Source organism: Motiliproteus sp. MSK22-1, assembly GCF_001968815.1.
Lineage (GTDB): Bacteria > Pseudomonadota > Gammaproteobacteria > Pseudomonadales > Balneatricaceae > Motiliproteus.
On sequence record NZ_MIEQ01000096.1, the window covers coordinates 514197 to 539071 of the forward strand.

Consider the following 24875-nt stretch of genomic DNA (forward strand, 5'->3'; position numbering starts at 1 on the left):
GGGATACAAAAATGGACATAAACCGGGAACGGACACTGCTTCTTGTCGATGATGAAGAGAATATTATCAGATCATTACGGCGGCTTTTTCGGCGCGAAGGGTATCGTATTCTTACAGCAAACAGTGGTAAAGAAGGCTTACAGGTTCTGGAGCAGGAGTCTGTTGGGGTCATTGTTTCGGATCAGAGAATGCCTGAAATGACCGGCAGCGAGTTCTTGCATCAGGTAACAAAATTATATCCCGATACCGTTCGTCTCATCTTGAGTGGTTACACTGATCTTGAATCGGTAACCGATTCGATCAATCGCGGAGCCATTTACAAATTTTTAACCAAACCCTGGGAAGATGACCTGCTTTGTCAAAATGTTCGTGAAGCATTCAGGATTTTCGAACTTAATGAGGAAAACCTGCGACTGACCGAAGCGTTGAAAGTTGCCAATCAGGAACTGGAGCAACGGGTCGAGAAAAAAACCCGTGAACTGCAGTTTAATGTTCAGGCGCTAAAAATCTCTCAGGATATTCTGGAAGAGTTACCAATGACCGTTCTTGGGGTTAGTGAGGGGCTGATCATTGTTGCCAATCAGTGTGCCAGAGAGTTGTTTTCAGAATCGCCTTTGCTGATGGGGATGCCGCTTGATGAAGTCTGTCCGGAAGAAGTGGTTAACGTCTACGAAAAGGCAGTAAGCGATGGTGAATTAGCTTTAAGTGACTTTTCTTTCAAAGGAAACCTGGTTCGTTGCCAGTGTCAACGCAATACCAGCGATGGACCGCACGAAGGATTTATTCTTACGATGAGGCAGGTGAATATATGAATTCTGAGTCAAGAGTCATGCCTTTGGAAGGCATAGAACCTGGTTTGGAACTGGCAGAAGACCTTGTTAATGGAGCGGGGCAGTTATTAGTTAATAAAGGAGCCAAGCTAACCGATAAACTTTGTGAATCGTTAAAAAACAGGGGAGTAGAAGAAGTCTGTGTTCAAGTGGTTAACCCGGCTCCCGGTTTGGAAGAAATTCAGTCTCGTCTTGATAAGCAGTTTTGTCACACAGAGAAAACTGAAACGATGATAGCGTTCAAAGCGATGTTGGAGCGATTTCATACCCGGGAGGATCGTTGATGGAAAAGGAATTGCTCGAACGGCTGAAAATTCGACTTAACCAACCATCACCTTTTCCTGGTTCCGTGCAGTCTGCGTTGGCCGAAATGGATGTCCAGCCGCTTGATATTAATGCAGTATGCCAGTATCTGGAATTAGATCCGATACTGGCGTCGGCTATTCTAAGGCTGGCAAACTCTCCGTTCTATGGCTTTGCTCGAAAAATTGGTAAAGTCCAGGATGCAGCTGTTTTGTTAGGCGTGCACAGTCTCAGGCAACTGGTGATTTCCTTTTCATTGGTGAAGAGTTTTAATGAGTCAGGAAATGATACCGGAGGATTGAATCGAAACGCGCTGTGGAGACATTCCGTGGCGGTGGCCGTGGTGGCTAAGATTCTTGCAGAAAAGACCGGGCACAATCCAGACGATGCCTTTATCGCGGGTATGTTGCACGACGTAGGGCAGTTTATCCTGGAACAGTGTTTTGTTGAAGAATACGCGAAAGTGCTTCAATACCGGGACGAAAAGGAGTGCGGCCTCTGTGCTGCTGAGCGGAAACTGCTGGGTATAGATCATGGCCAGGTGGCAGCTGCCGCGATTCATAAATGGAAATTACCTGAGCATTTTGTTGAGGTTGCCAAATATAATTTTGTCGTATCAAGAAAGCCACCGTCGAGTCCTCTGACTGCTTTGGTTCACTTGGCGGATGTTCTTGTCAAAGGGCTGTGGATTAGTCCGGAGAATGATGTTTGGATGGTCAATCTTTGTCCTGATACGCTGGATTTATTGGGATTGGACTGGGATCGGCTGGAAAAGATGCTGCCGGAAATGGAATCGATGAGTCAAGATGTGATCGGGCGCTTTTTGCCCTAAGGAGTGGGTACCGGAATGACTGAGCAGATAAGCCAGATCGCAGAAAACCAAGGGGTGGGAGTCCTCACGCAGGAAGCTGATTTGCCTAGGGAAAGTCTGCTGTTTGTTGATGATGAGCGGAATATACTGTCGTCACTTCGACGCTTGTTCCGGCCACTGAATTATACCGTCCACCTGGCCAGCAGTGGCCGTGAAGGACTTGAAATCCTCAAGCAGCACCCGATAGATCTTATTGTTTCTGATATGCGTATGCCTGAGATGGATGGAGCCGAGTTTTTGGCAGAAGCTGCGAAGCTGTATCCAGAATCGGTTCGAATACTGCTTACCGGGTTTTCTGACTTAACCTCAACAATTGATGCGATTAACGAAGGGAAAATTTATCGTTACCTGAGTAAACCCTGGGAAGATACCGAAATCACTCTGGCCGTCGATCAGGCGCTAAAAACCAAACGATTGGAGCGAGAAAAAAGGCAGTTACTGGAGTTAACCGAGCGTCAGAACAAGGAGCTGAAAGATCTCAATGAAAATCTGGAGGCTAAAGTTCTGGCCCGGACCGAAGAGCTACAGCAAACTGCTGACATGCTCGATCTTGCCTATAAGGAACTAAACGAGAGCTACCAGCATACAATACGTGTTTTTTCCAGCCTGATTAGTATGCGAGAGCACCTCTCAAGCCGGCATGCTCAGAAAGTCGCAGAGCTGGCCAGGACAATAGCCAAGTCAAAGAAGCTGGACTCTGATACCGTTCGGGATGTGTATTTTGCCGGTTTATTACATGAGTTGGGTAAGCTCAGCCTGCCTGATTATCTGCTTGATCGACCGGTGTTCAGTCTTAACCGGGGTGGGCGTGAAAAGTATCAACGCCACCCCATTAAGGGTCAGACTGCATTGATGGCGGTGGAGGCGCTGCAGCCAGCAGGTAATCTGATTCGTGCTCACGAAGAATACTATGATGGCAGTGGCTTCCCTGATCACTTGAGGGGTGAAGACATTCCTTTAGGGGCGAGAATTCTCTCAATAGCCAAGGACTTTTACGGATATCAGAATGGCAAGCTGCTAACCAATACCCTGTCTTCCAAAAATGCACTCGAGAGAATTCAACAGCATAGCGGCAAACAATATGATCCTTCTCTGGTTGCGATATTGACGGCGCTGGTCAATAAGCGATTGGAGGATACGCCGCAACAGAAGGAGCTTCGTGTTATTTCAGAACAGCTGGTTCCGGGAATGACGCTTTCTCGGGACATATACAGCCGAAACGATATGTTATTGCTGACCAAAGGAAGGGTGTTATCTGAAATACTGATCCGTAAGCTGATCCAGTTAGAAGAACATGAACAGCAAAGCTATGATTTTTACGTTTATGAAGGGATGCCTAAATGAATCGGGTGATGATAGTCGATGATGAACCTGGAGTGCTAAATTCGCTTAAACGTGCTCTGCGTGGTGAAAGCTGGGTATTGATGACTTATAGTGACCCGGAAGAAGCGCTGAACGTAGCCGCTAAAGAAGTCATTTCGTTAGTGATTTCAGATTATCGAATGCCACAGATGGATGGTGTGACTTTTTTAAAGGAATTTAAGGCCATTCAACCCGAATCATTCCGAATGGTTCTTAGCGGCCAGGCAGATATGGCGGCAGTTTTAAGCGCCATTAACGAAGCGGAAATCTATCGCTTTGTGACTAAACCCTGGAATAATGACGATTTAAAAATATCTATCGATACTGCGCTGAAGCATCGGGATATACTGATGGAAAATCAACGCTTAGCAGATCTGGTCAGAAAACAGCAAATCCAGCTGGATTATCAGAAAACCGAATTGGACCGTCTGGAAACAGAATGCCCTGGTATCACTCAGGTCAATTGGGATAGTGACGGCTGCATTATTCTTAATGACAAGGATTGAAGTTGTTGCTTTGCATTATTTGCATTAAACGTTTCGAATACCGAAAGCGATGCATACACCGAGGCTGGAGAGGAAACTCAGGTTTTGAGTGAGATTCCCTCCAACGGTTTCTAGGCTGCAGATAAAACAGTGCAGTCGTCTAGCATAGGCGGTTTTTCAGTAACTCAGTTACCTGTTCAATCGAAAGGTCTTGTTTTTCTGAATCGCGGCGACCCTTGTATTCAATAGTGCCATTCTCAAGTCCTCTGTCACCGATAACAACCCTGTGTGGTATGCCGATAAGCTCCATATCGGCAAACTTTGAACCAGGGCGATCTTCACGATCATCTAACAGAACATCTATTCCGGCGGTCTTCAGTTCCTGATAAAGCTGCTCGCTGGTTTCTCTGACTTTTTCTGATTTATGAGGGAAAAGTGAGACCAATACCACTTGGAAAGGAGCGATTGCTTCAGGCCAGATTATGCCCTTATCGTCATTATTCTGTTCGATAGCGGCGGCTACAACGCGGGTAATACCGATACCGTAACATCCCATTTCCATAATGGCATCTTCGCCGTTTTCATCCTGAACCGTGGCATTGAGAGCTCTGCTGTATTTATTTCCCAGTTGGAATATATGACCGACTTCAATACCCCGTTTGATCGAAAGGTTACCTTTGCCGCAAGGGCTTGGGTCGCCTTCCTTCACATTTCGAAGATCTGCGACCTGTGGTAAAGGAAGGTCTCGCTCCCAGTTAATACCAAAATAGTGCTTATCTTCAATATTGGCACCAGCACCAAAATCTGCGGAGTTAGCAACGGTACGGTCGATGATGCAAGGTATTGGTAAGTTGATGGGACCCAGGGAGCCCGGGCCTGCCCCTATCGATTTGCGCACTTCCTCTTCCGTAGCAAATCTCAGAGGACTTGCTACTTCGGAAAGTTTTTCCGCTTTGAGCTCATTCAGGTCATGATCTCCTCTGACCATCAGGGCAACAAAGTCTGCGTCTGCTTCATCTGAGGCTGCTACGATGAGAGTTTTGACGGTTTTTTCTATAGGAAGCTTGAATTGCTTGACCAGCTGATCAATGGTTTTTGCGTCAGGAGTATCTACCAGTCGTAATTCTTCGGTGGCGGCCGGACGCTCGCATTGTGGGGGCAGAGCCTCGGCCGTTTCTACGTTGGCTGCATAGTCACTGCTATCGCTAAAGGCAATATCATCTTCTCCGGATTCTGCCAGCACGTGGAACTCATGGGACCAGTTGCCGCCAATGCTGCCTGAGTCCGCTTGGACGGGGCGGAAATCCAGGCCTAAGCGTTCAAAGATCCGGGTATACGCTTCATGCATCACCTGATAGGTTTTCTGTAACGATTCCTCGGATGTATGGAATGAATAAGCGTCTTTCATGATAAATTCCCGAGATCGCATTACACCAAAACGAGGGCGGATTTCATCACGAAATTTTGTTTGAATCTGGTAAAAGTTAGCGGGTAACTGCTTGTAGCTTTGCAATTCGTTACGGATCAGATCCGTAATTACTTCTTCATGGGTAGGGCCAACGCAAAAAGGACGGTTGTGGCGGTCGTTTAAGCGGAGTAATTCTGGGCCGTATTGTTCCCAGCGTCCGGATTCTTGCCATAATTCAGCAGGCTGAATTGCAGGCATCAGCACTTCCTGGGCGTTAGCCCGATCCATTTCTTCTCGAACGATTCGTTCTACTTTACGAAGCGTGCGCAGGCCGATGGGCAACCAAGTATAAAGGCCAGAGGCCAGTTTACGGATCATTCCCGCACGCAGCATCAGCTGATGGCTGATCACAACAGCATCAGCGGGTGTCTTTTTCTGGGTAGCAATCAGATATTGGCTTGCACGCATTTTTAGTTCTGCTCTGTGTTTGGCATAACGCCTGACTAATAGTTGGCTGGCCTATGGTGAGATTGGATTTATCACTTACCAGAAGGGCCTTTTTTTGTTCACTATATCAATTTGAAGCACTGATTGTTGAAGCACTGTTTTTTTTTAAAACAACCGAAAGTGCTGCCAGAAATATTCTTCAGCTTTGCTAACTCAGATTGACCCTTTGTCACTTAACTCTTCTGATTCACAAACTTCCATAACCTACTGGTTTCAGTGTCAACTGATTCGCTTCATAACATAATCGAGCCGCCTATTGTACGAAGGCAGAAAGAGTAGAACAAGGAAATTACATAAGGGAATCCGTGAATAAGCCCATTGTGTTTTCTGTGGACTCAGGGATAGGCTGTGGATCAGCGGCTGTTTCTTTCCAGTTCTGCCAGGTAGCTTTCTGCCTGAAGTAACATCTCTTCGTCATAGACCTTTATACCATGGGATCTGAGTAATGCTGAGGTGACTCCTTGTCCTGAAACCAGTTGGCCTGAAAAATTTCCGTCGTAGGTGCTTTGTGATCCGCAGGATGGGCTTCGCGCCTTTAAAATAGCCAGCTTAATATTTTGTTTTTGGCATTTCTTCAGCGCCAGTTCTGCGCCCGCAACAAACTCTCTTGAAAAATCTTGCTGATTAGTTGATATCACTGAAGCTGAACCATTTAACACCTGTTCGCCTTGACCGCCGCTGATTTCCGCAGCGGGTCGGGGTGTTGGAAGTCCTCCACTCATCTCCGGACACAGGGGCACCAGACGTTGCTCGGCTAGCCAGCGAAGGATTAGAGGGTGTCTACTACGGGCTCCTTTACCGTCATAGCGAACAGGTTGACCCAGCAAACAGCTACTGATCAGAATTAACTCCACGGCTGCCGTTCCCTTTTTAGCATGCTTTTCTCCAACATAAGCAAAAGGCTATGATACCTTCTTCGATAATGATCAGGGGTTTGTTTCCCCATTTATCCTTAATAGTCTCCGCTTTATTCGAAAAGGTAAATAACATATGGGTTATGCCCACCAACGTTTCTCAAGATTGTTGCCAGTATTCTCCTTATTGTTGCTGTTGGGCTGTGCCGGTCCGATCAAAGAGCGTCCCAATGATCCCCTTATTGGGCGTATTTACGATACATCGAACGGGCAGGAGCTGAGTCCAGAGCAGTTTCTCCGTCGAGCTGAGTCGGCAGACGTGCTTTACCTGGGTGAAAAACATGACAATGCCGAGCATCATGCACGTCAGCTTGAAATTATCCAAAGCCTTGTCGATAGAGGGTTAACGCCTGCAATTGGATTTGAGTTCTTTGATGTTGGTGAGACGGGCTATCTGAAACAATACGTTGAAGGTACGGGGTCCAGTCTGAAGATCGCCGGCAGCAAGAGCAAAAAAAGTCAAGAGCAGTGGTTGCGTAAGCGTTTGGGTTGGCAAGATGCCAGTGAGGAATATTGGGGATTTTATTTTAGTCTGGTGGATTTGGCTAAGACTCATAAGCTAGAGGTTTTCGGAGCGGACCTTCCTTCTGGTGTTAAAAGCAGATTAAGTCGTGTGGGTTTGAAGGGGTTAAACCCTGTAGAGCTCAGTCTACTAACCCCTACCGGATTGGAGGATGATGCCTATCGCCAGTTGATGTATGAGGCGTTTCGTCAAGGGCACTGTGGATGGGGTGAAGAAGAGTTGTTAAAACGGCTCTATCAGACCTGGATCGCCAGAAATGACCGAATGGCCATGTCTATCGTACAAATTGTCGAAGATAATACCGCCCGTCCCGTTGTTGTCATACTCGGCAATGGGCATATACAGCACAGTCAGGGGGTGTTTGAACGAGTGGCGCATTTAAATCCCAGGTTGCGCCAGATTAATCTGGGGTTTAGAGAGGTCTCATCTTCCCCTCATCCATTGCCCTACTATCTGAAGACCGAGAGAGCAGGGGGAAAGGAATTTCCACCTGATCATCAGGTTATCTGGTTCAGCTCGCGGCAGGATTATGGAGACCCCTGTGCAGGAATCCCCACCCCGCAATGAATTGAGACCATGGAGTGGTGTCCTGATATATGGGAGGCTTAACGCTCAGACAGCGTAATGAACTGTACAACCAGGCTGGAGTCAGTTGCTAACAGCTTAGTTCTCCGCAGAGACTGGTTTCCATTTTTCTGGCTATAACATCTGATTTCAGCTCTAAAGCGAAAAGATGATGCATTTTTGTCAGTGCCGCTTCCAGAGTCATATCGTAACCATTAGCCACGCCTGTTCTTGCCAGTGCAGATCCTGTTGCGTAGCTCATAGGCTCCACTCTGCCATAGGTACACTGAGACAGGTTGACAACGGCAGTTCCGTTTTTAATGGCACTCTCGAGTGTTTTTAAAAATTTGGGGTCTCTATCAGGTGCATTACCGACTCCATAAGATTGCAGGATCAGACCATCAATCGGCAACTTAAGCATATGCTCCAGGAATGCTGAATCAATTCCGGGAAACAGTCTTAAAGGAGCTATTCGATGCCTGCCGTAATCAGGCAGCTGAAAGTTCTCGTTATTCTTAGCTGGCGGAAGGACTGAGCTGCTCTCAACCTCAATGTGAATGCCAACCTTGCCGAGCCATGGGTGATTAGGGCTGTCAAATGCATCAAAGCCACTGGACTTTATCTTTGTTGCCCGATTTCCTCGAAGCAGGCGTCCATTAAAATAGAGGCAGACCTCAGGAAGTGCATAATGGCTGGCCAGTATAAGGGCTGTAATCAGGTTGTCCTGAGCATCGTTCCTCAGCTCACTCAGTGGAATTTGTGAACCCGTGACGATGACCGGTTTCTGAAGACCCTGTAGCATGAAGGATAAGGATGCAGATGTGTATGCCAGGGTGTCTGTACCGTGCAACACAATAAAACCATCATAGTCCTGATAGTTTTCTTTTATTCGATTACCAATTAACTGCCAATCTGCGGGGGTTGCGTTCGTACTGTCAATTAGTTCATCCAACTCTTCCAGCACATATTCCGGCATGTTCGCTGACAGATGGATTGGGATCTTTTGAGAGATCAAATCCGCAAGCCCAGTCATTGGAACATATCCCTTAGGGGAACGCTTCATACCAATGGTGCCACCGGTATAGAGAATGTAAATTCTTTTTTTCATTATTAGATCGAACTCCAACCACATACATCAACTGCCAGCCCGAACACTCGAAACTTGGAGTCGTTGGGAACATGAACGACTAGAAGAAATGTCTAGGAACACGAATCACTGACAGAGTAGTGAGCTGGTTATCCATGGAAACAGACCTTACCAGGGACAACAATTCCGCTAGCTGATACACATTGGCGCTAGTTGGTGTTATTGTGGCTTCACTCGGCGTTATTGCTGTCTTGATGAATTGCTTCAGGTTGACGTTTGCCGATGGCTGTTTTTGGTCTGCTTATAACTAGAAAAGGTAAGGCACTGGAATGCGCGAAGACTTCTCCAAGAACCTGCGTTTGCTCTGCAGTTATTACAAATCTATTGCTGAGGTTTGTCGAAAGATCCCCATCAACCGTTCTCAGTTTAACAAATATCTTTGTGGTAGTAGCCTTCCTTCCAAATTTATATTGCGAAGGATATGCGACTTTTTTGGTGTTGAAGAATATGAGATTTTTTTACCTCATCAGCAGTTTGCTCAAATTGTACAGGTAAGGCCCAGCGACCCAGAATCCCAGGATCAGCGTGCCTATGTAGAGCACATCGACAAACTCCAGGCGCAAGCACAGGGTCGTTTTGATAAGTATCTTGGCTACTATTTTGAAATTTATTACTCGATGGCTTTCCCCGGTAAAATTCTCCGCAATCTGGTGGAAATCAGCGCCCAGGGCGATAGCGTTTATTATCAGCGCATTGAGCGATCACGAGCAGATGACGGGAGCGCAAGAATTTGCCATGGCAAGTACCTGGGCTGCGCTTTTTTCCTCAGTGACCGAATCTTTATGGTTGATTACGAGACGCTGACCGGTAATGAGATGACTCAAACAATTCTTTATCCGACATACAAAAATCGTATTAATCGATTAGCCGGGTTGAGACTTGGTGTTTCGGCAAGTGATCGCAGGGAGCCTGCTTGCGCCAGGGTGATTTATGAATACCTTGGGCAACGGGTAGATTTGCGCAAGGCTTTAAGGCTCTGCGGACTTTTTTCTGCTGATACAGACACTGTCGATAGTGGCGTCAAAGAACGTATCAGTAACAAGGTATCGGCTGATGATAAGCTCTTTTTGGCTGTGGCTCTATGAGTTGGTTATAGCGATGACAGCTAACGGAGTTCAGAAGAGCCCTCTATTGTTCTGATATAACGCTCAGCATCTCGTTGATTACGTGCAAAATAGACGACCCGGCTAAACTTGCTGGCCATCGAGTGGGCGCCTCCAGTGAATCTATGGACCCAGTAACTCTGGGGCCCCTTGGCCTCTATGTGGTGATGATGCTTTTGTCCATTATCTGAAGGAACCATAATTTACCTCGTGGCTATCATTTTTTGGCTTAGAGCAAAAATTTCTAGTTACGAGCAAAATTCTGATCACTGAAGGCATCTGTACCAGGGGTGTTATGTCTCTAATTAGCTCGATAAGTCATTGCTCTAGTGAGAGTAACATTAGGAATTATAAGCCATTACGGGACAAATTATTCTGATATGGATCAGTAAATGATAAACGTCAGTTAACCCCTGGAGTTCAATTTTTAATGACACCGGACTTGTTTTGATGAATGCGGCTGTCAGGAACGCTGCTGGTGGCCCTGTTTTTATTGCGTATATTTGAGCGGTGCTCGTCCGGTTAGGCGGGTTACCAGTTCATAAGAAATTGTATCGCAGAATTCAGCGACCTCTGCAAGTGGTAGATCCTGTCCCCAGAAAACAGCGCTGTCGCCTACGGACACGTCTTTAATAGCTGAAACATCCACTGTTAGCATATCCATCGATACACGACCAATTAAGGGGCATCTAATGCCATTGACCAACACCGGTGTACCGTTTTTGGCCTGACGCGGATAACCATCACCATAACCCATGGCTATAACAGCCACCTTTGTGGGGCCCGGGCAGCGGTAAGTTGCGCCATAGCCAATACTGTCACCGGTTTTCAGCGTTTTGACGGCAATGACCTCAGATTCCAGAGTCATCGCAGGGATTAGTTGTCGTGATGCGTCATTATCCTGATCAAGGGGAGAAGAGCCGTAGAGCATCATGCCTGGACGAATCCACTCTCCTTTGCTTTCTGGCCAGGACAATATAGCGGGTGAATTTGCCAAACTGATTGGGTTGGGTAAATCGGCTGTGGTTTTTTTGAACTGGGCTACTTGATCGAGAGTCGTGTTTGATGCGGTTTCATCTGCTCTGGAAAAATGGCTCATCAGCACCAACTCAGAAACCTTGTTGGAATTTGCCAGATGACGATAGGCCTGAAGAAATTCCTCGGAGGAAAAGCCAAGGCGATGCATACCCGTATCAAGCTTAAGCCAGACATTAATGGGATGGCCTAACTCTGAGTCGAGAAACTGTTGCAATTGGTGTTTGCTGTGAATAGTTGTATCCAGATTCAGCTCGGCTGCTTTTTGTAATTCTGAAGTGTCAAAAAAGCCTTCCAGCAACAGCAGTCGGTTGGTAATACCGGCTGCACGCAGCCTGATAGCTTCTTCTAAGCAGGCGACTCCAAATGCATCAGCTTCGGAGGCCAGATTGATAGCGACTTCAACAGCACCATGTCCATACGCATTGGCCTTGACTATCGCCATCGCCTTGGAACCAGGAAACAGTGACTTTGCGAGACGGTAATTGTGCTTGATGGCACTCAGGTTTATTTGCGCTGTTGCCGCTCTTGTCATTTCAACTCCATTCAAGATGGTCGGGTATGGCTTAAAGATTAAAGCAGCTAAGCAGTGTCCCAATCAAATGCCTTGCGTCCTTAGCTTTGTGTCTTTTCGTCGGGTATCTGTTTTGTCCAGACTGTTTTCTGGAAAAGAACCGAGTTAACATCTATTTTATGAGTAATTGGTAAGATTATATTTTTGAACATAGAAAAAATATAGGTCAAATTACCTTTAAGATTATGTTTAGCGGGAAATGACACTAAATGGTTAAAAAAACACGAGAACTTGATCGAATTGACCGAAATATCTTGCGCAAACTGCAAGAGAACGGTCGAATGTCATATGTGGAACTGGCATCTGAAGTTGGCTTAAGTACGACCCCTTGTCTTGAACGTGTTCGTCGATTGGAAAAAGACGGTGTCATTAAAGGTTATACAGCTATTCTGGAGCCAAAATTGCTGGAAGCCGCGCTGTTGGTTTTTGTTGAAATCAGTCTTACCTACAGGTCTGGGACAGTGTTTGACGACTTCAAACGAGAAGTTATGAAAATTCCACACGTTATGGAATGTCATCTGGTCTCTGGGGACTTTGATTATCTTATTAAGGCCCGAATCAGTGAAATGTCGGCCTACCGGGAACTATTGGGGGAGCTTTTGTTGGCGTTGCCTAATGTTGATAAATCCAGAAGTTACATTGTAATGGAGGAGGTTAAAGAATCCTCCGCCATTACCGTCCCTGAGTTTAGATCTCCATAAAAATACGGAAAGACTTTCTGTATTTTTAGTTGCTGACAGTTTGCTTCTGAAGGTTGGTTATTGCCTGACCCAGCTGCCTTGAAAGGTCTGCTTCAAGGTCTTTTAGCAATAGCTTTCGACCATTAATAAAGAAGCTTGGTACGCTGGTCACACCTGATTCGAGCGCTTGTTGTTCAGAGACAATGATTGTTTCAGTTGTTATTTTCGATGAAGAGCACTGTTCAAAGCGACTTAGGTCCAGTTGCAGCTTTTCGGCAAAAAATTGCGGGGATTCTTCCGTCAATGGTTGTTGATGTGTAAACGCCAACTCATGGTATTGCCAGAGTTTTTCCTGTTGACCCGCGCAAAATGCGCCCGCTGCTATCTTGCGTGAAATCTCAGTGTTGTTGAATGGGATGTTGATATATACATAGCGAATTTTGTTTAGGTAGGGTTGTAGCCGTTCGGTCAAAGCCTGATAACTGTCTCTGCAGTGTTGACATTGGTAATCTGAGAACTCAACCAATGTGATTTCTGAATCTGACTTGCCTTTGCTGGGAGCGCCTTGAGTTTCCAGTTCCGCTATTGGTGGAACAGGAGAGGGCAGGTTGATGCTGAGCTCTTTTAGCGAGGAAAGCTTTTTCAGCAGTTGCGCCTGCTTTTTTTGTTGCTCCTGAGCTATCAGCAGTGCTGTGATCTGTTCTTTTGCCTGCTCTAAGGGGACTCGAATTCGGGTTCGGTTTTGCTGATAGAAACTGTTGATCTGTGCCAACGTTGGAGCCTGAGATGGGAAGAGTCGCTTCAGGATGATTTCACGACTTTCTCCCGTATCTATGACCTGTTGTTCAACATAGGCTTGAACGGCTGCAGTTGAAATAATCTGTAGCCTTCTTCGATAGCTTTCCAGTTCTATCTGATAGAGAGGCTGGCTGTATTTGAAGGGTAAATCCTTAGCTCTGTAGTCCTTTCCACTCAGGGAAAACAGTATGGCAGACTGGTCTTCGTCCGTCGGAAGAGGCGCGGTTGGCTGAATATAAAACAGCGCCCCGGCAATCAGCGCCACGGCTACGATGATGTTCAATGGGCTAAATGGAGTACTCGATTTTTTCTCTTGTTTGTCGGGAGTTGTGCCCATCTCTGTTTTCCTTCGAGCTTATGATAATTAACGAAAAGCGATTATTGTAAACACCTTTTCAGGGTCATGGGTTGTGTCGCGTTAAAAGTAGATTGCTGTTGAGGATTGATAGCCTTTAAAGATTGATCGTCTTTAAAGGTTGATTACCTTTGCAGATTATTCGCTGTTTGGAATCGCTGTAACAACAAGATGTTCCTGGCGTCTATATTTTGCAACCTGCTCTACTTAGGGAACCGGTGAATAAGTCCATTGTATTCTCTGTGGTCTCTGGAATGGTTATTTACAATGATCGGCTGTCTATATTACGCAGAGGATTCTGCTTATGGTATCTATTTGTTTTAACCGGATTCTAATACTTGTTTCGTTGTTGTCCTTTGTCTGGATTGGAAAGGTCTACGGGGCGCCTTATAACGGTTTCGATGTGACGGGATCGCTCATACCAGTGGAAAAGATTATGCAGGGCGGCCCTCCCAGGGATGGTATTCCAGCCATTGATTCGCCAGTGTTTGTCAGCATCGATAGCGCAAATCATCTGGCTGCAGACAGTCTCCTGTTGGGCCTTGAGGTTAACGGCGTATCCAAGGCTTATCCCTTATCAATACTCAATTGGCATGAAGTGGTTAATGACCGGTTCAATGAGACCGCCGTCGTTGTGACCTTTTGCCCGCTTTGTGGTACGGGGGTTGCGTATCGGGCAGAAAACAAAGGGCGTGACCTTAGCTTTGGCGTTTCAGGTTTGCTATATAACAGCGACGTTCTCCTTTATGACCGACAGACTGAATCGCTTTGGTCTCAGTTGAAGAATCAGTCAGTAACCGGGCCTATGAAAGGCCAGCGGCTGGAAATGTTACCTGCGCTTTTGACCACTTGGGACGCATGGAAAAAAATACATCCTGATACCTTAGTATTATCAACTGATACGGGTTATCGACGGGATTACAGCCGCGATCCATATTTCGGCTATGACAACAGCCCCAGATTGTTTTTTCCGGTCGAATTTCTTAGTCGAGCTTATCATCCGAAAGAACGAGTGTTAGGGCTGGAATACAAAGGGCAGTTTAAGGCCTATCCTTTTGCGGAACTTTCAAAAATGGGTGAACAGGGAGTGTTGAAAGATAATGTGGCTGGGGAGTGGCTTACTGTTGAATATGATGCCAGTCGTCGAAGCGGGCGGGTTTATGATAGCAAGGGGTCTGAAATAGCGGTCGTCAATGCGTTTTGGTTTGCCTGGTTTACGTTTAATCCTGAAACCGATGTTTATACTTCGCCTTAATACAACTCCGGGCCCAGAGGGGCTTCGGGGAGTTTCTGCCAGTCTTGATGAAGTTCTTGATCTGGTTATTTGAATTTATAACTTTTCTACTTCATGCTTGGCACTAAGTTCACTAGCTTGGGTTTATCTGGCTGTAAACAGAGGTTTAACCTTGTTTTACTGGTACTGATACCCGAACATAGTTATACATTAGGCAGAAAATGGGGCTAATCAGTGGCAAAGGCGCAGCAGGGCAAAGACATTGCATCAAAGATATTGATTTGGGTACCGCTAGTAATCATCTTGCTTTCCATGATTATTGGTATCCTGTTGAGGTCCAGTGTTGATGAGGTTGCTGAAGACAGTACTGAGATCGTCAACACGACAAACTATGTTGATAGTGCCGCTAGCCTTAAAACAATTATTGTCACCCTCAATAATCAGTACGTAAAAGCAGAAAATAACTGGTCCCAGGTGCTGAGTATCGTGCTTTTTCTGTTGTTTGTGGTTTCTGTTATTGCGGTGATTCAATGGGTGCGGTTGTACCAGATAGACCGTTTACAGCAGAAAAAAAATAGTAAATCCGCAACAAAAGATTCATAGCTGACCAGGAGCTGTATCGCTCGACGAAATCTCCACATGAGATCTGTCGAGCATTAGTTGGAGCTGATTTTGAGTGGTAATTCTAAAAAGCTGTTTGCTCCACTGGCGGATCCTGTTCTAAAAGAGAGCGTATTCTTTCCAGGCCTTCGCGCAGCGTATCTTGAGTAGCGGGGCTGCTTAGCGATATTCGAACAGCCTGTGGTGAAGGATATCGACCGACCGCAAATGATTCCGCACTGAGTATTTTTACTTCCTGTTCAGCACAACATTGCACAAATTGGCTTGCTCGCCATTTCTCGGGGAGATTCAGCCAGAGGTTAAAACCGGCATCCTGATATTGAAAACTTTGATCCGCCAGGATTGTTTTGGCTATAAGTGCGCGGGCCTTAATCTCTTCGTTCTGCCAGTGCGATAATGTTGATGCCTGACCCTCTTCAAGCCAGCAGGTTACTAATTCAGCCATTAATGAGGGTGTGGTCAGAACGCTTGCCTGCAGTGCTCGGACTGTGGCAGTAACTCGTTCAGCCGGGCAGAATAGAAATCCGACTCGTAATCCCCCGGCTAATGCTTTAGAGCAGCTATCGATATGGAATGTCCGCTCTGGGGCCAGTTCTACATAGGCCCGAAGATCGCTTTGTAGTTGAGTGGGTTGTACATCATCCTCAATAATTGAAACATCATGCCTGCGGCAGATTTCCACAATTTCCAGGCGGCGCTCCAGAGGGGTACAAACTGTAGTGGGGTTGTGCATGTTTGGGGTGCAATACAGAACACGAGGACTGTATTGCTGGCAGAATGCCTCCAGTTGTTGCGGGATTATACCCTGATCATCAAAAGGAATTCCCACATGCCTCAGATGAAGTTGACGGGTTGCTCCGAGGAGACCTGGAAAGCACAAACCTTCAGAAAAGATCAGGTCACCGGGATGAGTCAGCGCCTGCAAGCTGATACTGAGAGCGTGCTGTCCTCCATTGCAGACTATTATTTGCTCTACTGTTGCCGCTATCCCTGAGAGCATTAGCCACTGTACGCCCGTTTGGCGATGGCGTAGCAGTCCTGCCTCCGGGGTATAGTTCAACATTTCAGAGAGTCTTTCGTTGTTTTTATAGATTCTTTCCAGCCCCTGTTTTAATAATCTGTCACGGCGGCAGGGAACAGGAAGGCTGAGGCTTAGGTCTATCATGCCGTTACTCTGTTCGTCGACTAATGAAAAATCGGTCGGGTCGGACTTGCTACGCACATAGGTACCACTCCCGACCCTTGCCGTAACAAGATCTCTGCGTTCAGCTTCGGCGTATCCTCGGGTCACCGTGCCGACAGTGACACCAAGAACATCGGCAAGTGCCCGGTGAGTAGGAAGCTTGGTTTTAGGGCTGAGTTGCCCGGACACTATTGCTTCAGCTATGGCATCTGCGAGTGCTTTGTAGCGCGGTCCAGGATACTGATCTAAATGCGGGGTCCAGATTGTCATGGTTACAATAAATTGATTGACGTTAAGTAGTGGTTGAATAGTATGGGTTTTATCGTGTTTTGGCTACACATAATATCTTTGTAGTTAAATTGTAGCCATACAAAAAGATTCGTCTAATGGGTATAGGAATTGACCATGACAAATGCAATTTTTAATCAGGATCCGTATCTCAAACACCTTAAGTCCCGGATCAAATCCATCGACGGGGATTGGGTTGAATTGGACGAGACTATCTTTTATCCGAATGGAGGCGGCCAGCCCGGTGACAGAGGAGAGATACTATGTAATGGCAACAAACTGGCTATTATCGACACCCGTAAAGGATCATCTGCGGGTGTTATTCTGCACCAGCTTGAAACAGAAAATCATGATCTGCGCATTGGTAATGAAGCTTCCCTTTATTTGGATTGGCCGCGGCGTTACAGGCATATGAGAATGCATACCAGCCTGCATTTGCTCTGCTCTCTGATTCCAAAAGGTGTTACTGGTGGTTCAGTCGGTGAATTGAAAAGCCGTCTGGATTTCGATCTGGGTGATCATACTGTTGATAAAGAAGGTCTGACAGATGCAATAAATAAACTGGTTGAGCAAAATTTAAATGTTTCGACGGAGTGGATTACAGACCAGCAGCTTGAGAGTAATCCGGAACTGGTCAGGACAATGTCGGTGCAGCCACCACGAGGCTTGGGGAGAGTTCGTATGGTCAGGGTCGATGGTGTCGATTATCAACCTTGCGGAGGCACCCATGTTGGCAATACAGGTGAAATCGGTCGATTAAAAATCGGCAAAATAGAGAATAAGGGCAAACGAAACCGCAGAATACACCTTTTGCTGGACGACCAAGCTTAGATAGCTGCCTTATTAGGGGTCGATTTGCTCTGGTGGGGGGGATTCAGGATTTTGGATCGGAGGTTCCGGTGCTTCCCAGACTTCTGATCCGTATTGTACTTTGATTACGCCCTTGAAGCGTTTGGTCAGCTCTGAAACAGCGCATTCCAGTGTGTCATCATCACACAGCATGGTGCCGCCTCTGCCATCATTGGTGAAGAACTGATAGGACTTCATTACTTTTTTTGGGCTCCTCCGTTTTAAAGGTGGCTATTGTGTCTTACTACAACGGTGTTGAAAAGAGCTTGAGCGCTAAAAGATCTGGTCTGAAAATAAACCCAAACCACCCCTCCAGATTAATTCTTGGCTACGCGGCCGCAGTCGTTCAGTGAAAATGCAGTCCCTGGCGATGCATTTTGGGTGGTGTTGCCCCAATAGGATAAGCTCCGTGTTTGATCAGGATCGGTTGAACCAAGCGGACAAAGTCTGCATAGGACATCTGTATCAGCTCTGAATGAGTGCCGCTGCAGAAGGTTATTTCCGGTTCACTGGAAAGTGTCTCAGCGACATAAACATCCATTCCGTAGAGATTACCAAAAGGTGGTAAGGCTCCTGGCTCACAACTCGGGAAGAGATCCTTGAATTGTTGTTCGGTACAGATTTCGAGTTTACATACCTGTATGGAGCGCTTCAGTGAATCTATATCAACACGATAGCTTGCAGGCAGTACAAACATGGCCAGACTGTTATCAATATCAAGAATAACGGTCTTGGCAAGACGATGACCTCTAACGTGAGCAGATTCTGCGACTTCTTGTGCGGTAAATGCGGGTGAGTGCTCTAAAGTCAGGTATCGAATACTGTGGTTGTCCAGGTATTCGACCAGTTTTTTAGCAGGCATGGGATCCTCCTGTGTCTTTTTTGTGACTTCACTCGTTTAAGTCTCACGCCCTTTGAAGGGCCAAGGCTTAATATTAGTTTAGATGTTGTTACCCGAGTGGGTGATGAAAAAATGTCCAATATCCCCTGGCAGTAAGTAATCGAGCTCAGTTTCGTTGAGGCATCCCCATTATTCAGTTAACCTTGCCAGCGACAGTACATGAACTGATCAATGGGTTTTCATACGCTTATAGTATTCAGAGTGATTGAAGGCTTGTTAATATTTAAGGAACGATTTGATGATAAAAACACTGCGACAGAATTGGGTTAAAAGTCTGTTTTTGATGGGATTTTTTTTGTCACTGTTAGGCTGTCAGAGTGCCTATTACAATACCATGGAGAAAATGGGATACGCCAAGCGGGATATACTGGTTGACAGAGTGGAAGACGCAACTGAAACCCAGGCGGAAGTAAAGGAACAGTTCCAATCGGCATATCAGGCGTTTAACGCATTGTTGAAGCTAGAAACCAGTGATCTTGAAACTCGCTACGAGACGCTTAATGAGAGCTATCAGGATAGTTTGGCAAAAGCTGAAGAACTCGAAGATCGGGTTGAAGCAATTGAGTCAGTTGCTGATGCCCTGTTTGATGAGTGGGAGCAAGAATTAAGTGAATATAAAAGTGCCTCCCTGAAAACTTCCAGCGCCAAAAAGCTAAAAATTACCAAGACTCGTTACAATAACTATTTAAAATCCCTAAAGCGGGCTGAGGCGAAAGTTCAACCAGTACTGGAAGTGCTGAACGATCAGGTCCTTTTTTTGAAGCATAATCTTAATGCTGAGAAAGTCAGCGCGCTAAAAGGAGAAATCCGCCGGTTTGATTCTGATGTTCAGGTCCTGATTAAAGAGATGGATCGTTCTATCCGGGACGCGAAACAATTTATAAAAGGGCTGTAGGTATAAAGGACTCCGTAAAATAAAAAAGCCGTAAAATAACACAGCTACGGAAAAACAGGGCTTTTAGAGATAAGGAGCAGAGTTAAAGGAGTAATAGAAATCTCAGCGTCAGGATGAAGGGGGGGACCTCTGAAGGATTGTACCATCGGGACCTGACGCTGATTATTTATAGATAAGATAACCTAGAAATAGTAAGCCAGGCTTAGCAATGCATGGTCGTCGTTAACAATACCTATCAAAGGATCTGAACTACTTAAATTGTCATAAAACCGGGCTTCTAAAGTTACTTTCAAACGGGCACCTACCCTCGTACTGGCTTCAACAAAGCCTATTTTTCCAGAGGTTCCATTGTCGAGAATGACTCCCGCGAGAAATTCCGTAGATTCAGCATCATTCAGCGTTAATCGAAGACCCAGGAAAGTATCATCCTGAAAAGGAGTGGTTGCATCGGATTTTCGGTCGTCAAAGTGGTATTCCATCAATAGCCCCAGATCCATTTGGGTTTCGGCGATTCCTACAAGCGTGTATTCAAAGCCGCCCACAGCGGCATTATAGGTATCTCCCTGACCACTTCGGTGAATAGCTTCGAATTTCCATAACCAGTCACCTTTAACCAGTGACAACTCCAGCCCCGTTTGATCTATCTGCTCATAGTGAGGGGCGAGAATAATATTGCCGCTGCTGTCGTTGGCAACAATTAACCTGGGTTCCCGGCTGGTGCCATGAAAATGGGATACGGCTAAATCCAGGTCACCCAGAGTATGACTCCAGCGGGCAGCAAAGTCTTGATGAGCCTGCTCTGCACCGGATTCATAGGTGCTGTAGTCGGAATCGATCCGGGGGTGGGCTCGGAGCCGTCCCTGTTCTCCGGGAAACGTTCTCTCCCGGAAATAGGGGAGCCAGAATAAAGACAAATCCCCCCAGTCCCTGCTTAGCATAAAGTTGACCATAGGCTGGCCAAGTTTATCTTCTCCATCAGCACCCTCAACACCATCGGTCTGATTGATAATATCAACCAGGTGTTGAGACTCAGTAACTCCCCAGAATACTTTGGCCAGACCGGTCCGTACTTCCCAGCCTTCATCAATATGCAGCCAGTTAGCTTCTCTGAAGTCTACGTGATTCCGTTTGCTGTCATGCTCACTAAGCCGGATAAAGGGTTTGACCGTCAGTGTATCCGAGCCATCATTCCATTCCGTATAGACTTCAACCTCAGAACCAACAGCAAAGTAACTATCCCGTTGATCAGTATCCGAGGCTGTTTCAGAAAAGTATCGCCACTCTGCGTCAACATAGCCGGATATTTCCAGTTCGTTGGCAGGAATAACTGTTGGCGACATTAGCAGTACGGCCAGTGCTGTGCGGATCATAGCCGGTGATCGAGCATTTGACATTATTTAGCCCGTTTTAAGCTGTTCTTGTTAAAGTCTCGGTCACTCATTCCGGTTTTGAGCTGATAATTGCTCCAAATAAGATGAGTGCTTTTACCGGTCTGGTGGTTCTCCATATACATGTTTTCCGGGCGCCAGAATTTTCCAAGGTACTGATGATACTCGGTGAATCTCAATGTCTTCAATAAAGAATTCTTTCGATCATAGTACTCGATTTTCTGGGCTCTGTATTCTTCCTTATCGAACCAGGTAATTAGTCGAGTATAGCCGGAGTTTTTATCCTTTGGGAAACTCTCAACTACGTAGCAATCAATGCCATCGATTGTTTCATCCCTTAAATACTTGTAAGAATACTTTTCCACTTCAAAAGAAGACATATCCTCAAAGGCGAATTCACTCCCCATAAACGGGCCTGATTTGTTTTTTGAAGAAATTCGCTTGACCCGCTTAAGGGCCGGTAGAAAGAGCCACTGGTCATCAGGTTCTGTTGCGTGCGAAAACGTTAGAAATGCGGTTCCCTTCACATCCAGTGGTTTGTCAAAAATGGTCAGGCCCTTATCACCATCGTTTTCCATTTCCAGCGCCTTGCTGCGAATTGACCGGATGCTTTCATCCCCCTGTTTGTTGCGAAGAATCATTACCATGTCGGCCTCGGAGCTTTCCCAACCGGTATCTCGTCGATCAGATTCTTGGACAATTTCAAGACCGCGTTCTTCAGGCGTACTTGAAAACGCCACTGGAGCGATTGTGCTCATCCCAATTAAAACACTTAAGGATGCCAGCGTTAGTCCCTGTTTTATGGCGCATATATTGGAGAGTTTCATTTTAGATCGTATCCTTTTCAGTAGTCCCTGGGATTGCATTCTGAGCTGCTTCAGACTGCTTGTTTCCTTCGAGCTTTAACAGCAGGGCAGGTAACAGCAGGAAGTCCATAATGAGAGCTATAACTATGGTGACAGCGGTGAGAAGCCCCATCTCGGCATTAACTTTGAAACTGGATTGGGCCAGAACACTGAAGCCGGCGGCTAACACCAGGGTCGTTATCCAAAGGGCTTTGCCTACGCTATTAAAAGCATAGCGAATAGCCGCCTCACAATCATCCCCTCTTTGACGGCGGGCATGTAGGTATTTGCTCAGAAAATGAACCGTGTCATCCACAACGATGCCTAAGGTCATGCCGGTGACCACTGAAAGAGCCAGACCGACTTCACCTACCAGCATGCCCCAGATTCCAAAGGCAATACCAGCCGGAACCAGGTTTGGAATCAAACTCAGCACCCCAAATTTGACAGAGCGTAATGCGATGCCCAATAAAGCGGATATCAGTACAAGGGCTGCCAGGGTACCTACCAGCATGCTTTTTATGTTTCTGGTACCTATATGAGAGAACATCAACGACGGGCTTGTATTGGCTGTTTTCAGTGATGGAGCATTGCTTGCCAGCCAGTTATTTGTGCGTTGTTCCAGCTCCAGCATTTGGTTGCTGGTTAAGTTGTGGTAAGTCGCGACGACACGTATTGCCGATTTCTGTACATTGATTTGGTTGTTGAGGTCCAGTCCATAGGGCAGCGACATTTCATACAAAAGCAGGTACTGGGCAGAAAGCTCACGAGATTCAGGGAGTCGATAATATTCTGGATCATCCCCGTGCATATTCTTATTAAGTCGAAGCATTGTATCTGTTAAAGAGTCTACGTGTATGGTTTCAGGCTGTTGGCGAAGCCAGTTGACAAAAGCTTCAGCTTCTTTCAAAAACTGAGGATTGTTGATCCCGCTGGCTTCCTGGCTATCCAGTTCAAACTCCATTACGGACATGCCAGTCAGATTCTTGTCACTGAAATCTGCGGCAACCCGGAAAGGGACTGAGTGATCGAAGTATTCTACAAAGTTATCGTTCAGCTCATTACGCGGTATTTGACTGACAGAAATGACAACAATAGCCAGGCAGCCCCAGAGTAGAGGTCTGTAGTGAGAAATAACGAATCTGGAAAACTGATCCATTATTCCTCGGTGAGACTCTTTATGTACTGTCGCTTTTAATGGAAGAATAAGCAGGATGGCCGGGAATAATGTCAGTGAAAACACGCAGGCAAGCATTACACCTGTTGCAACGATATTACCCAGATCTGCAAAAGGCGGAGAATCACTGAAATTCATACTTAGAAAGCCAATCGCAGTGGTTACGCTGGTAAGAACGACCGGCTGAAAGTTGATTCTCAGGCTGTCCATGAGTGCTTTGCGTTTTTCTACTCCGAGGCGCATCTCGTGATAAAGGGTGGCCAGTATGTGAACGCAGTCCGCAACAGCCAGAGTTAAAATCACGGTAGGAGCTGATGCAGATGGTCCGGTAAGGTAGAGCCCTGACCAACCTGCCAGGCCCATGGCTCCGGCGATACTGGCAATTACAATAATCAGTGTTGCAAAGGTGCCGGAAAAGGTCCGTATCAGCAGACCGATTGATACAATGACGACAAGGAACATCAGCGGGATCAGAGTAGCACTGTCGTTGAGTGCCGATTCTGAAAAAGTGTTGTTCATGATCACCATACCGCTGAGGTAGATGGTGAGGTCTGGATTGAGCTCCAGAATACGATCACGCAAGGCTCTGGCCGCAATGGCCACTTCTGGAATTTCCTCGACCAGATTTATACCCGGTAAGGTAATCGATACATTTACGGCTGCAACATGACCGCTGGGAGAAACTAATCGATTGACCAGTAAGGGTTCATTAAGGGCTATCTGCCGGATTTTGCTAATCTGATCATCACTTAAATCAGCAGCATCCATCGCCAGGTCTTCAACAATCATGTCGTCTTCGACAGCATATGTGTGTTGAAAATTGCTGATTGAATCGACTCGGGTCGAGTAGGGGAGCTGCCAGGATTCAGTCGTCAGGGTTTCAAGAGTGGCCAGGTTCTCGGCGGTGAAAATATCACCATTGCTGGGAGCCAGCAGAAAAAGCACGTTATCGCTTTTGGCAAAGGTTTTCTGCATCCGTTCAAATGCTTGTAACTGGGGGTTATCTTCACCAAAAAATACCCTGTAGTCACTTTTGAATACCAAAAAACGAGCCCCGGATGCAGCAAGCAAAACGGCGACCAGAGATATGAGTATAACAAGAATCTTTCGCTGTAAGATCCAATCAAAGGCAGTGTTCATAGGGCTTTCCGTTCCTTTTTCCTGTGTCAGTCGTATGACGGGGCTGCTATCTGCACGTAATCCATTTAGTTATTCTAGATTAAGTTATAGGGATTCTTGTTACTAACAGTTGCCTAATTGTGTCAATGTGTTACAGGGTTTGTGCGATCAGAGTTGGACAGCCCTCTGATATGAATCTATTTAACGTCACAGCAAAGATAGCACATATGATTTCTGCATGTAGAGTGGCTTCTGCCGGCAGATCTGTGCAGAGTTTAGTCCTGGCAGGATTGGTTTAAAGTGGTTTGCACGTCTGTTTCTGGTAGGTCTGAAGATCCCGAAAGCGGATGAAATCGAAGATCCTGATTGTAAGCAGAATGAGTCTATGGGCTTTTATTGGAACTCGTTGGGTTGCTTCCGGTTCTATTACGACTACAAACATCGCCCAGCGGAGACTGGCATCACCAGTGCACTAATGATGATTACGTTATCTGGGCACGTCCTTGAACTAGGAGCCGAGATCAGCGGCTGCTGTCATCCTGGGAGGTACTGTCCTGGGTACGGGTAGTCCACTCAGAAATATCCACTATATTTGCGGGCTTATCTGTCGGTGGATTGTAATCCGGATCTGATACCAGATTGGTAAACTGACTGAGTTTTCGACTCATGCGATAGAAGCTGTCGTGCATCATAGCAGATACTTTGACTAACCCGGCCATAGGTGTTTTAGCGTTGCGTATTTCGTAATCGACTCTAAACTGAACCGCTCTCAACCTTTTCTGGTGAGGGGTAGGGATTGTTTCGATATAATCGAGACAAGATTGCTGGCGAAATTCTTCAAAAGCTTCAGGGTCCTGATCGGCCAGTTCTTTAAGCGTTTCAAAGCACGGGAGTTGATTCATTGCAAACCCTCCTG

The 24875-nt window shown here is 46.3% G+C and carries 24 protein-coding genes; 12 read left to right on the forward strand and 12 right to left on the reverse strand.

The features are described 5' to 3' along the window. Positions 1-11: 11 nt before the first annotated feature. From BGP75_RS25930 to BGP75_RS25950, 5 genes are read left to right on the forward strand one after another with little or no spacing between them, the layout of a single operon-like run. Positions 12-812: a response regulator gene (locus BGP75_RS25930; protein ID WP_076721782.1), complete on the forward strand. Its 801-nt coding sequence runs from the start codon at positions 12-14 to the stop codon at positions 810-812. After that, positions 809-1114 (forward strand): hypothetical protein, encoded by a 306-nt coding sequence (locus BGP75_RS25935; protein WP_076721783.1) that lies wholly within the window; start codon positions 809-811, stop codon positions 1112-1114. The genes BGP75_RS25930 and BGP75_RS25935 overlap by 4 nt, the downstream gene beginning before the upstream one ends. Next, the gene (locus BGP75_RS25940; RefSeq protein WP_076721784.1) at positions 1114-1965 is read left to right on the forward strand and encodes an HDOD domain-containing protein; all 852 of its coding nucleotides are present in this window, start codon (positions 1114-1116) and stop codon (positions 1963-1965) included. Before BGP75_RS25935 ends, BGP75_RS25940 begins: the two co-directional genes overlap by 1 nt. Positions 1966-1980: 15 nt before the next feature. Continuing rightward, positions 1981-3348, forward strand: coding sequence for an HD domain-containing phosphohydrolase (locus tag BGP75_RS25945; RefSeq protein WP_076721785.1), 1368 nt, complete (start codon positions 1981-1983; stop codon positions 3346-3348). Then, positions 3345-3872 (forward strand): response regulator, encoded by a 528-nt coding sequence (locus tag BGP75_RS25950; RefSeq protein ID WP_076721786.1) that lies wholly within the window; start codon positions 3345-3347, stop codon positions 3870-3872. The genes BGP75_RS25945 and BGP75_RS25950 overlap by 4 nt, the downstream gene beginning before the upstream one ends. 139 nt (positions 3873-4011) lie before the next feature. Here BGP75_RS25950 and BGP75_RS25955 read toward each other — a convergent pair whose 3' ends face one another. Further along, positions 4012-5727 (reverse strand): proline--tRNA ligase, encoded by a 1716-nt coding sequence (locus tag BGP75_RS25955; protein WP_076721787.1) that lies wholly within the window; start codon positions 5725-5727, stop codon positions 4012-4014. Between the two features lie 392 nt (positions 5728-6119). Then, complete coding sequence (locus BGP75_RS25960; RefSeq protein WP_076721788.1) at positions 6120-6620, reverse strand: DUF523 domain-containing protein; 501 nt, start codon at positions 6618-6620, stop codon at positions 6120-6122. A gap of 136 nt (positions 6621-6756) precedes the next feature. Here BGP75_RS25960 and BGP75_RS25965 point away from each other — a divergent pair, with 136 nt between their 5' ends. Next, positions 6757-7770, forward strand: a complete 1014-nt coding sequence (locus tag BGP75_RS25965; RefSeq protein ID WP_076721789.1) for a ChaN family lipoprotein — start codon at positions 6757-6759, stop codon at positions 7768-7770. 88 nt (positions 7771-7858) lie between these two features. Here the strand turns inward: BGP75_RS25965 and ansA are convergent, their stop codons facing one another. Then, positions 7859-8875, reverse strand: coding sequence for an asparaginase (ansA, locus tag BGP75_RS25970; RefSeq protein ID WP_076721869.1), 1017 nt, complete (start codon positions 8873-8875; stop codon positions 7859-7861). Between the two features lie 308 nt (positions 8876-9183). Here ansA and BGP75_RS25975 point away from each other — a divergent pair, with 308 nt between their 5' ends. After that, positions 9184-9999, forward strand: a complete 816-nt coding sequence (locus BGP75_RS25975; RefSeq protein WP_076721790.1) for a helix-turn-helix transcriptional regulator — start codon at positions 9184-9186, stop codon at positions 9997-9999. A 508-nt stretch (positions 10000-10507) separates the two neighbouring features. On the opposite strand, the gene alr is transcribed toward BGP75_RS25975, so the two are convergent. Then, a complete protein-coding gene (gene alr / locus BGP75_RS25980; RefSeq protein ID WP_076721791.1) occupies positions 10508-11587 on the reverse strand; it encodes an alanine racemase in 1080 nt (359 codons plus the stop codon). A gap of 248 nt (positions 11588-11835) precedes the next feature. On the opposite strand from alr, the gene BGP75_RS25985 reads away from it, so the two are divergent. Continuing rightward, positions 11836-12327: an Lrp/AsnC ligand binding domain-containing protein gene (locus BGP75_RS25985; protein WP_076721792.1), complete on the forward strand. Its 492-nt coding sequence runs from the start codon at positions 11836-11838 to the stop codon at positions 12325-12327. A gap of 25 nt (positions 12328-12352) precedes the next feature. Here the strand turns inward: BGP75_RS25985 and BGP75_RS25990 are convergent, their stop codons facing one another. Next, positions 12353-13441: a thioredoxin domain-containing protein gene (locus tag BGP75_RS25990; RefSeq protein WP_076721793.1), complete on the reverse strand. Its 1089-nt coding sequence runs from the start codon at positions 13439-13441 to the stop codon at positions 12353-12355. Positions 13442-13763: 322 nt separating this feature from the next. Between BGP75_RS25990 and BGP75_RS25995 the strand changes: the two genes are divergently transcribed. Both BGP75_RS25995 and BGP75_RS26000 read left to right on the forward strand, forming a co-directional pair. Beyond that, the gene (locus tag BGP75_RS25995) at positions 13764-14714 is read left to right on the forward strand and encodes a DUF3179 domain-containing protein (RefSeq protein ID WP_083705072.1); all 951 of its coding nucleotides are present in this window, start codon (positions 13764-13766) and stop codon (positions 14712-14714) included. Between the two features lie 213 nt (positions 14715-14927). Continuing rightward, a complete protein-coding gene (locus tag BGP75_RS26000; RefSeq protein ID WP_076721794.1) occupies positions 14928-15296 on the forward strand; it encodes a hypothetical protein in 369 nt (122 codons plus the stop codon). Positions 15297-15378: 82 nt separating this feature from the next. Here BGP75_RS26000 and BGP75_RS26005 read toward each other — a convergent pair whose 3' ends face one another. Next, positions 15379-16767 carry a PLP-dependent aminotransferase family protein gene (locus BGP75_RS26005; RefSeq protein ID WP_076721795.1) on the reverse strand — a complete coding sequence of 463 codons (1389 nt, stop codon included), beginning with the start codon at positions 16765-16767 and terminating at the stop codon, positions 15379-15381. A 135-nt stretch (positions 16768-16902) separates the two neighbouring features. Between BGP75_RS26005 and BGP75_RS26010 the strand changes: the two genes are divergently transcribed. Beyond that, positions 16903-17616, forward strand: coding sequence for an alanyl-tRNA editing protein (locus BGP75_RS26010; RefSeq protein WP_076721796.1), 714 nt, complete (start codon positions 16903-16905; stop codon positions 17614-17616). A 12-nt stretch (positions 17617-17628) separates the two neighbouring features. Here the strand turns inward: BGP75_RS26010 and BGP75_RS26015 are convergent, their stop codons facing one another. Together BGP75_RS26015 and BGP75_RS26020 are read right to left on the reverse strand one after the other, a co-directional pair. Then, complete coding sequence (locus BGP75_RS26015; RefSeq protein WP_076721797.1) at positions 17629-17832, reverse strand: hypothetical protein; 204 nt, start codon at positions 17830-17832, stop codon at positions 17629-17631. 148 nt (positions 17833-17980) lie between these two features. Continuing rightward, positions 17981-18496, reverse strand: a complete 516-nt coding sequence (locus BGP75_RS26020) for an aminoacyl-tRNA deacylase (protein WP_076721798.1) — start codon at positions 18494-18496, stop codon at positions 17981-17983. Positions 18497-18773: 277 nt separating this feature from the next. Between BGP75_RS26020 and BGP75_RS26025 the strand changes: the two genes are divergently transcribed. Then, a complete protein-coding gene (locus BGP75_RS26025; RefSeq protein WP_076721799.1) occupies positions 18774-19430 on the forward strand; it encodes a DUF2959 domain-containing protein in 657 nt (218 codons plus the stop codon). Between the two features lie 182 nt (positions 19431-19612). Here BGP75_RS26025 and BGP75_RS26030 read toward each other — a convergent pair whose 3' ends face one another. The 4 genes from BGP75_RS26030 to BGP75_RS26045 all read right to left on the reverse strand — a co-directional run bounded on the left by BGP75_RS26030 (position 19613) and on the right by BGP75_RS26045 (position 24861). Beyond that, positions 19613-20824: a hypothetical protein gene (locus BGP75_RS26030; protein WP_143821192.1), complete on the reverse strand. Its 1212-nt coding sequence runs from the start codon at positions 20822-20824 to the stop codon at positions 19613-19615. Next, positions 20824-21645 carry an outer membrane lipoprotein-sorting protein gene (locus tag BGP75_RS26035; RefSeq protein WP_076721800.1) on the reverse strand — a complete coding sequence of 274 codons (822 nt, stop codon included), beginning with the start codon at positions 21643-21645 and terminating at the stop codon, positions 20824-20826. The genes BGP75_RS26030 and BGP75_RS26035 overlap by 1 nt, the downstream gene beginning before the upstream one ends. A gap of 1 nt (position 21646) precedes the next feature. Beyond that, a complete protein-coding gene (locus tag BGP75_RS26040) occupies positions 21647-23980 on the reverse strand; it encodes an RND family transporter (protein ID WP_076721801.1) in 2334 nt (777 codons plus the stop codon). A gap of 500 nt (positions 23981-24480) precedes the next feature. Beyond that, positions 24481-24861, reverse strand: coding sequence for a DUF3135 domain-containing protein (locus tag BGP75_RS26045; RefSeq protein WP_076721802.1), 381 nt, complete (start codon positions 24859-24861; stop codon positions 24481-24483). Between the last annotated feature and the right edge of the window lie 14 nt (positions 24862-24875).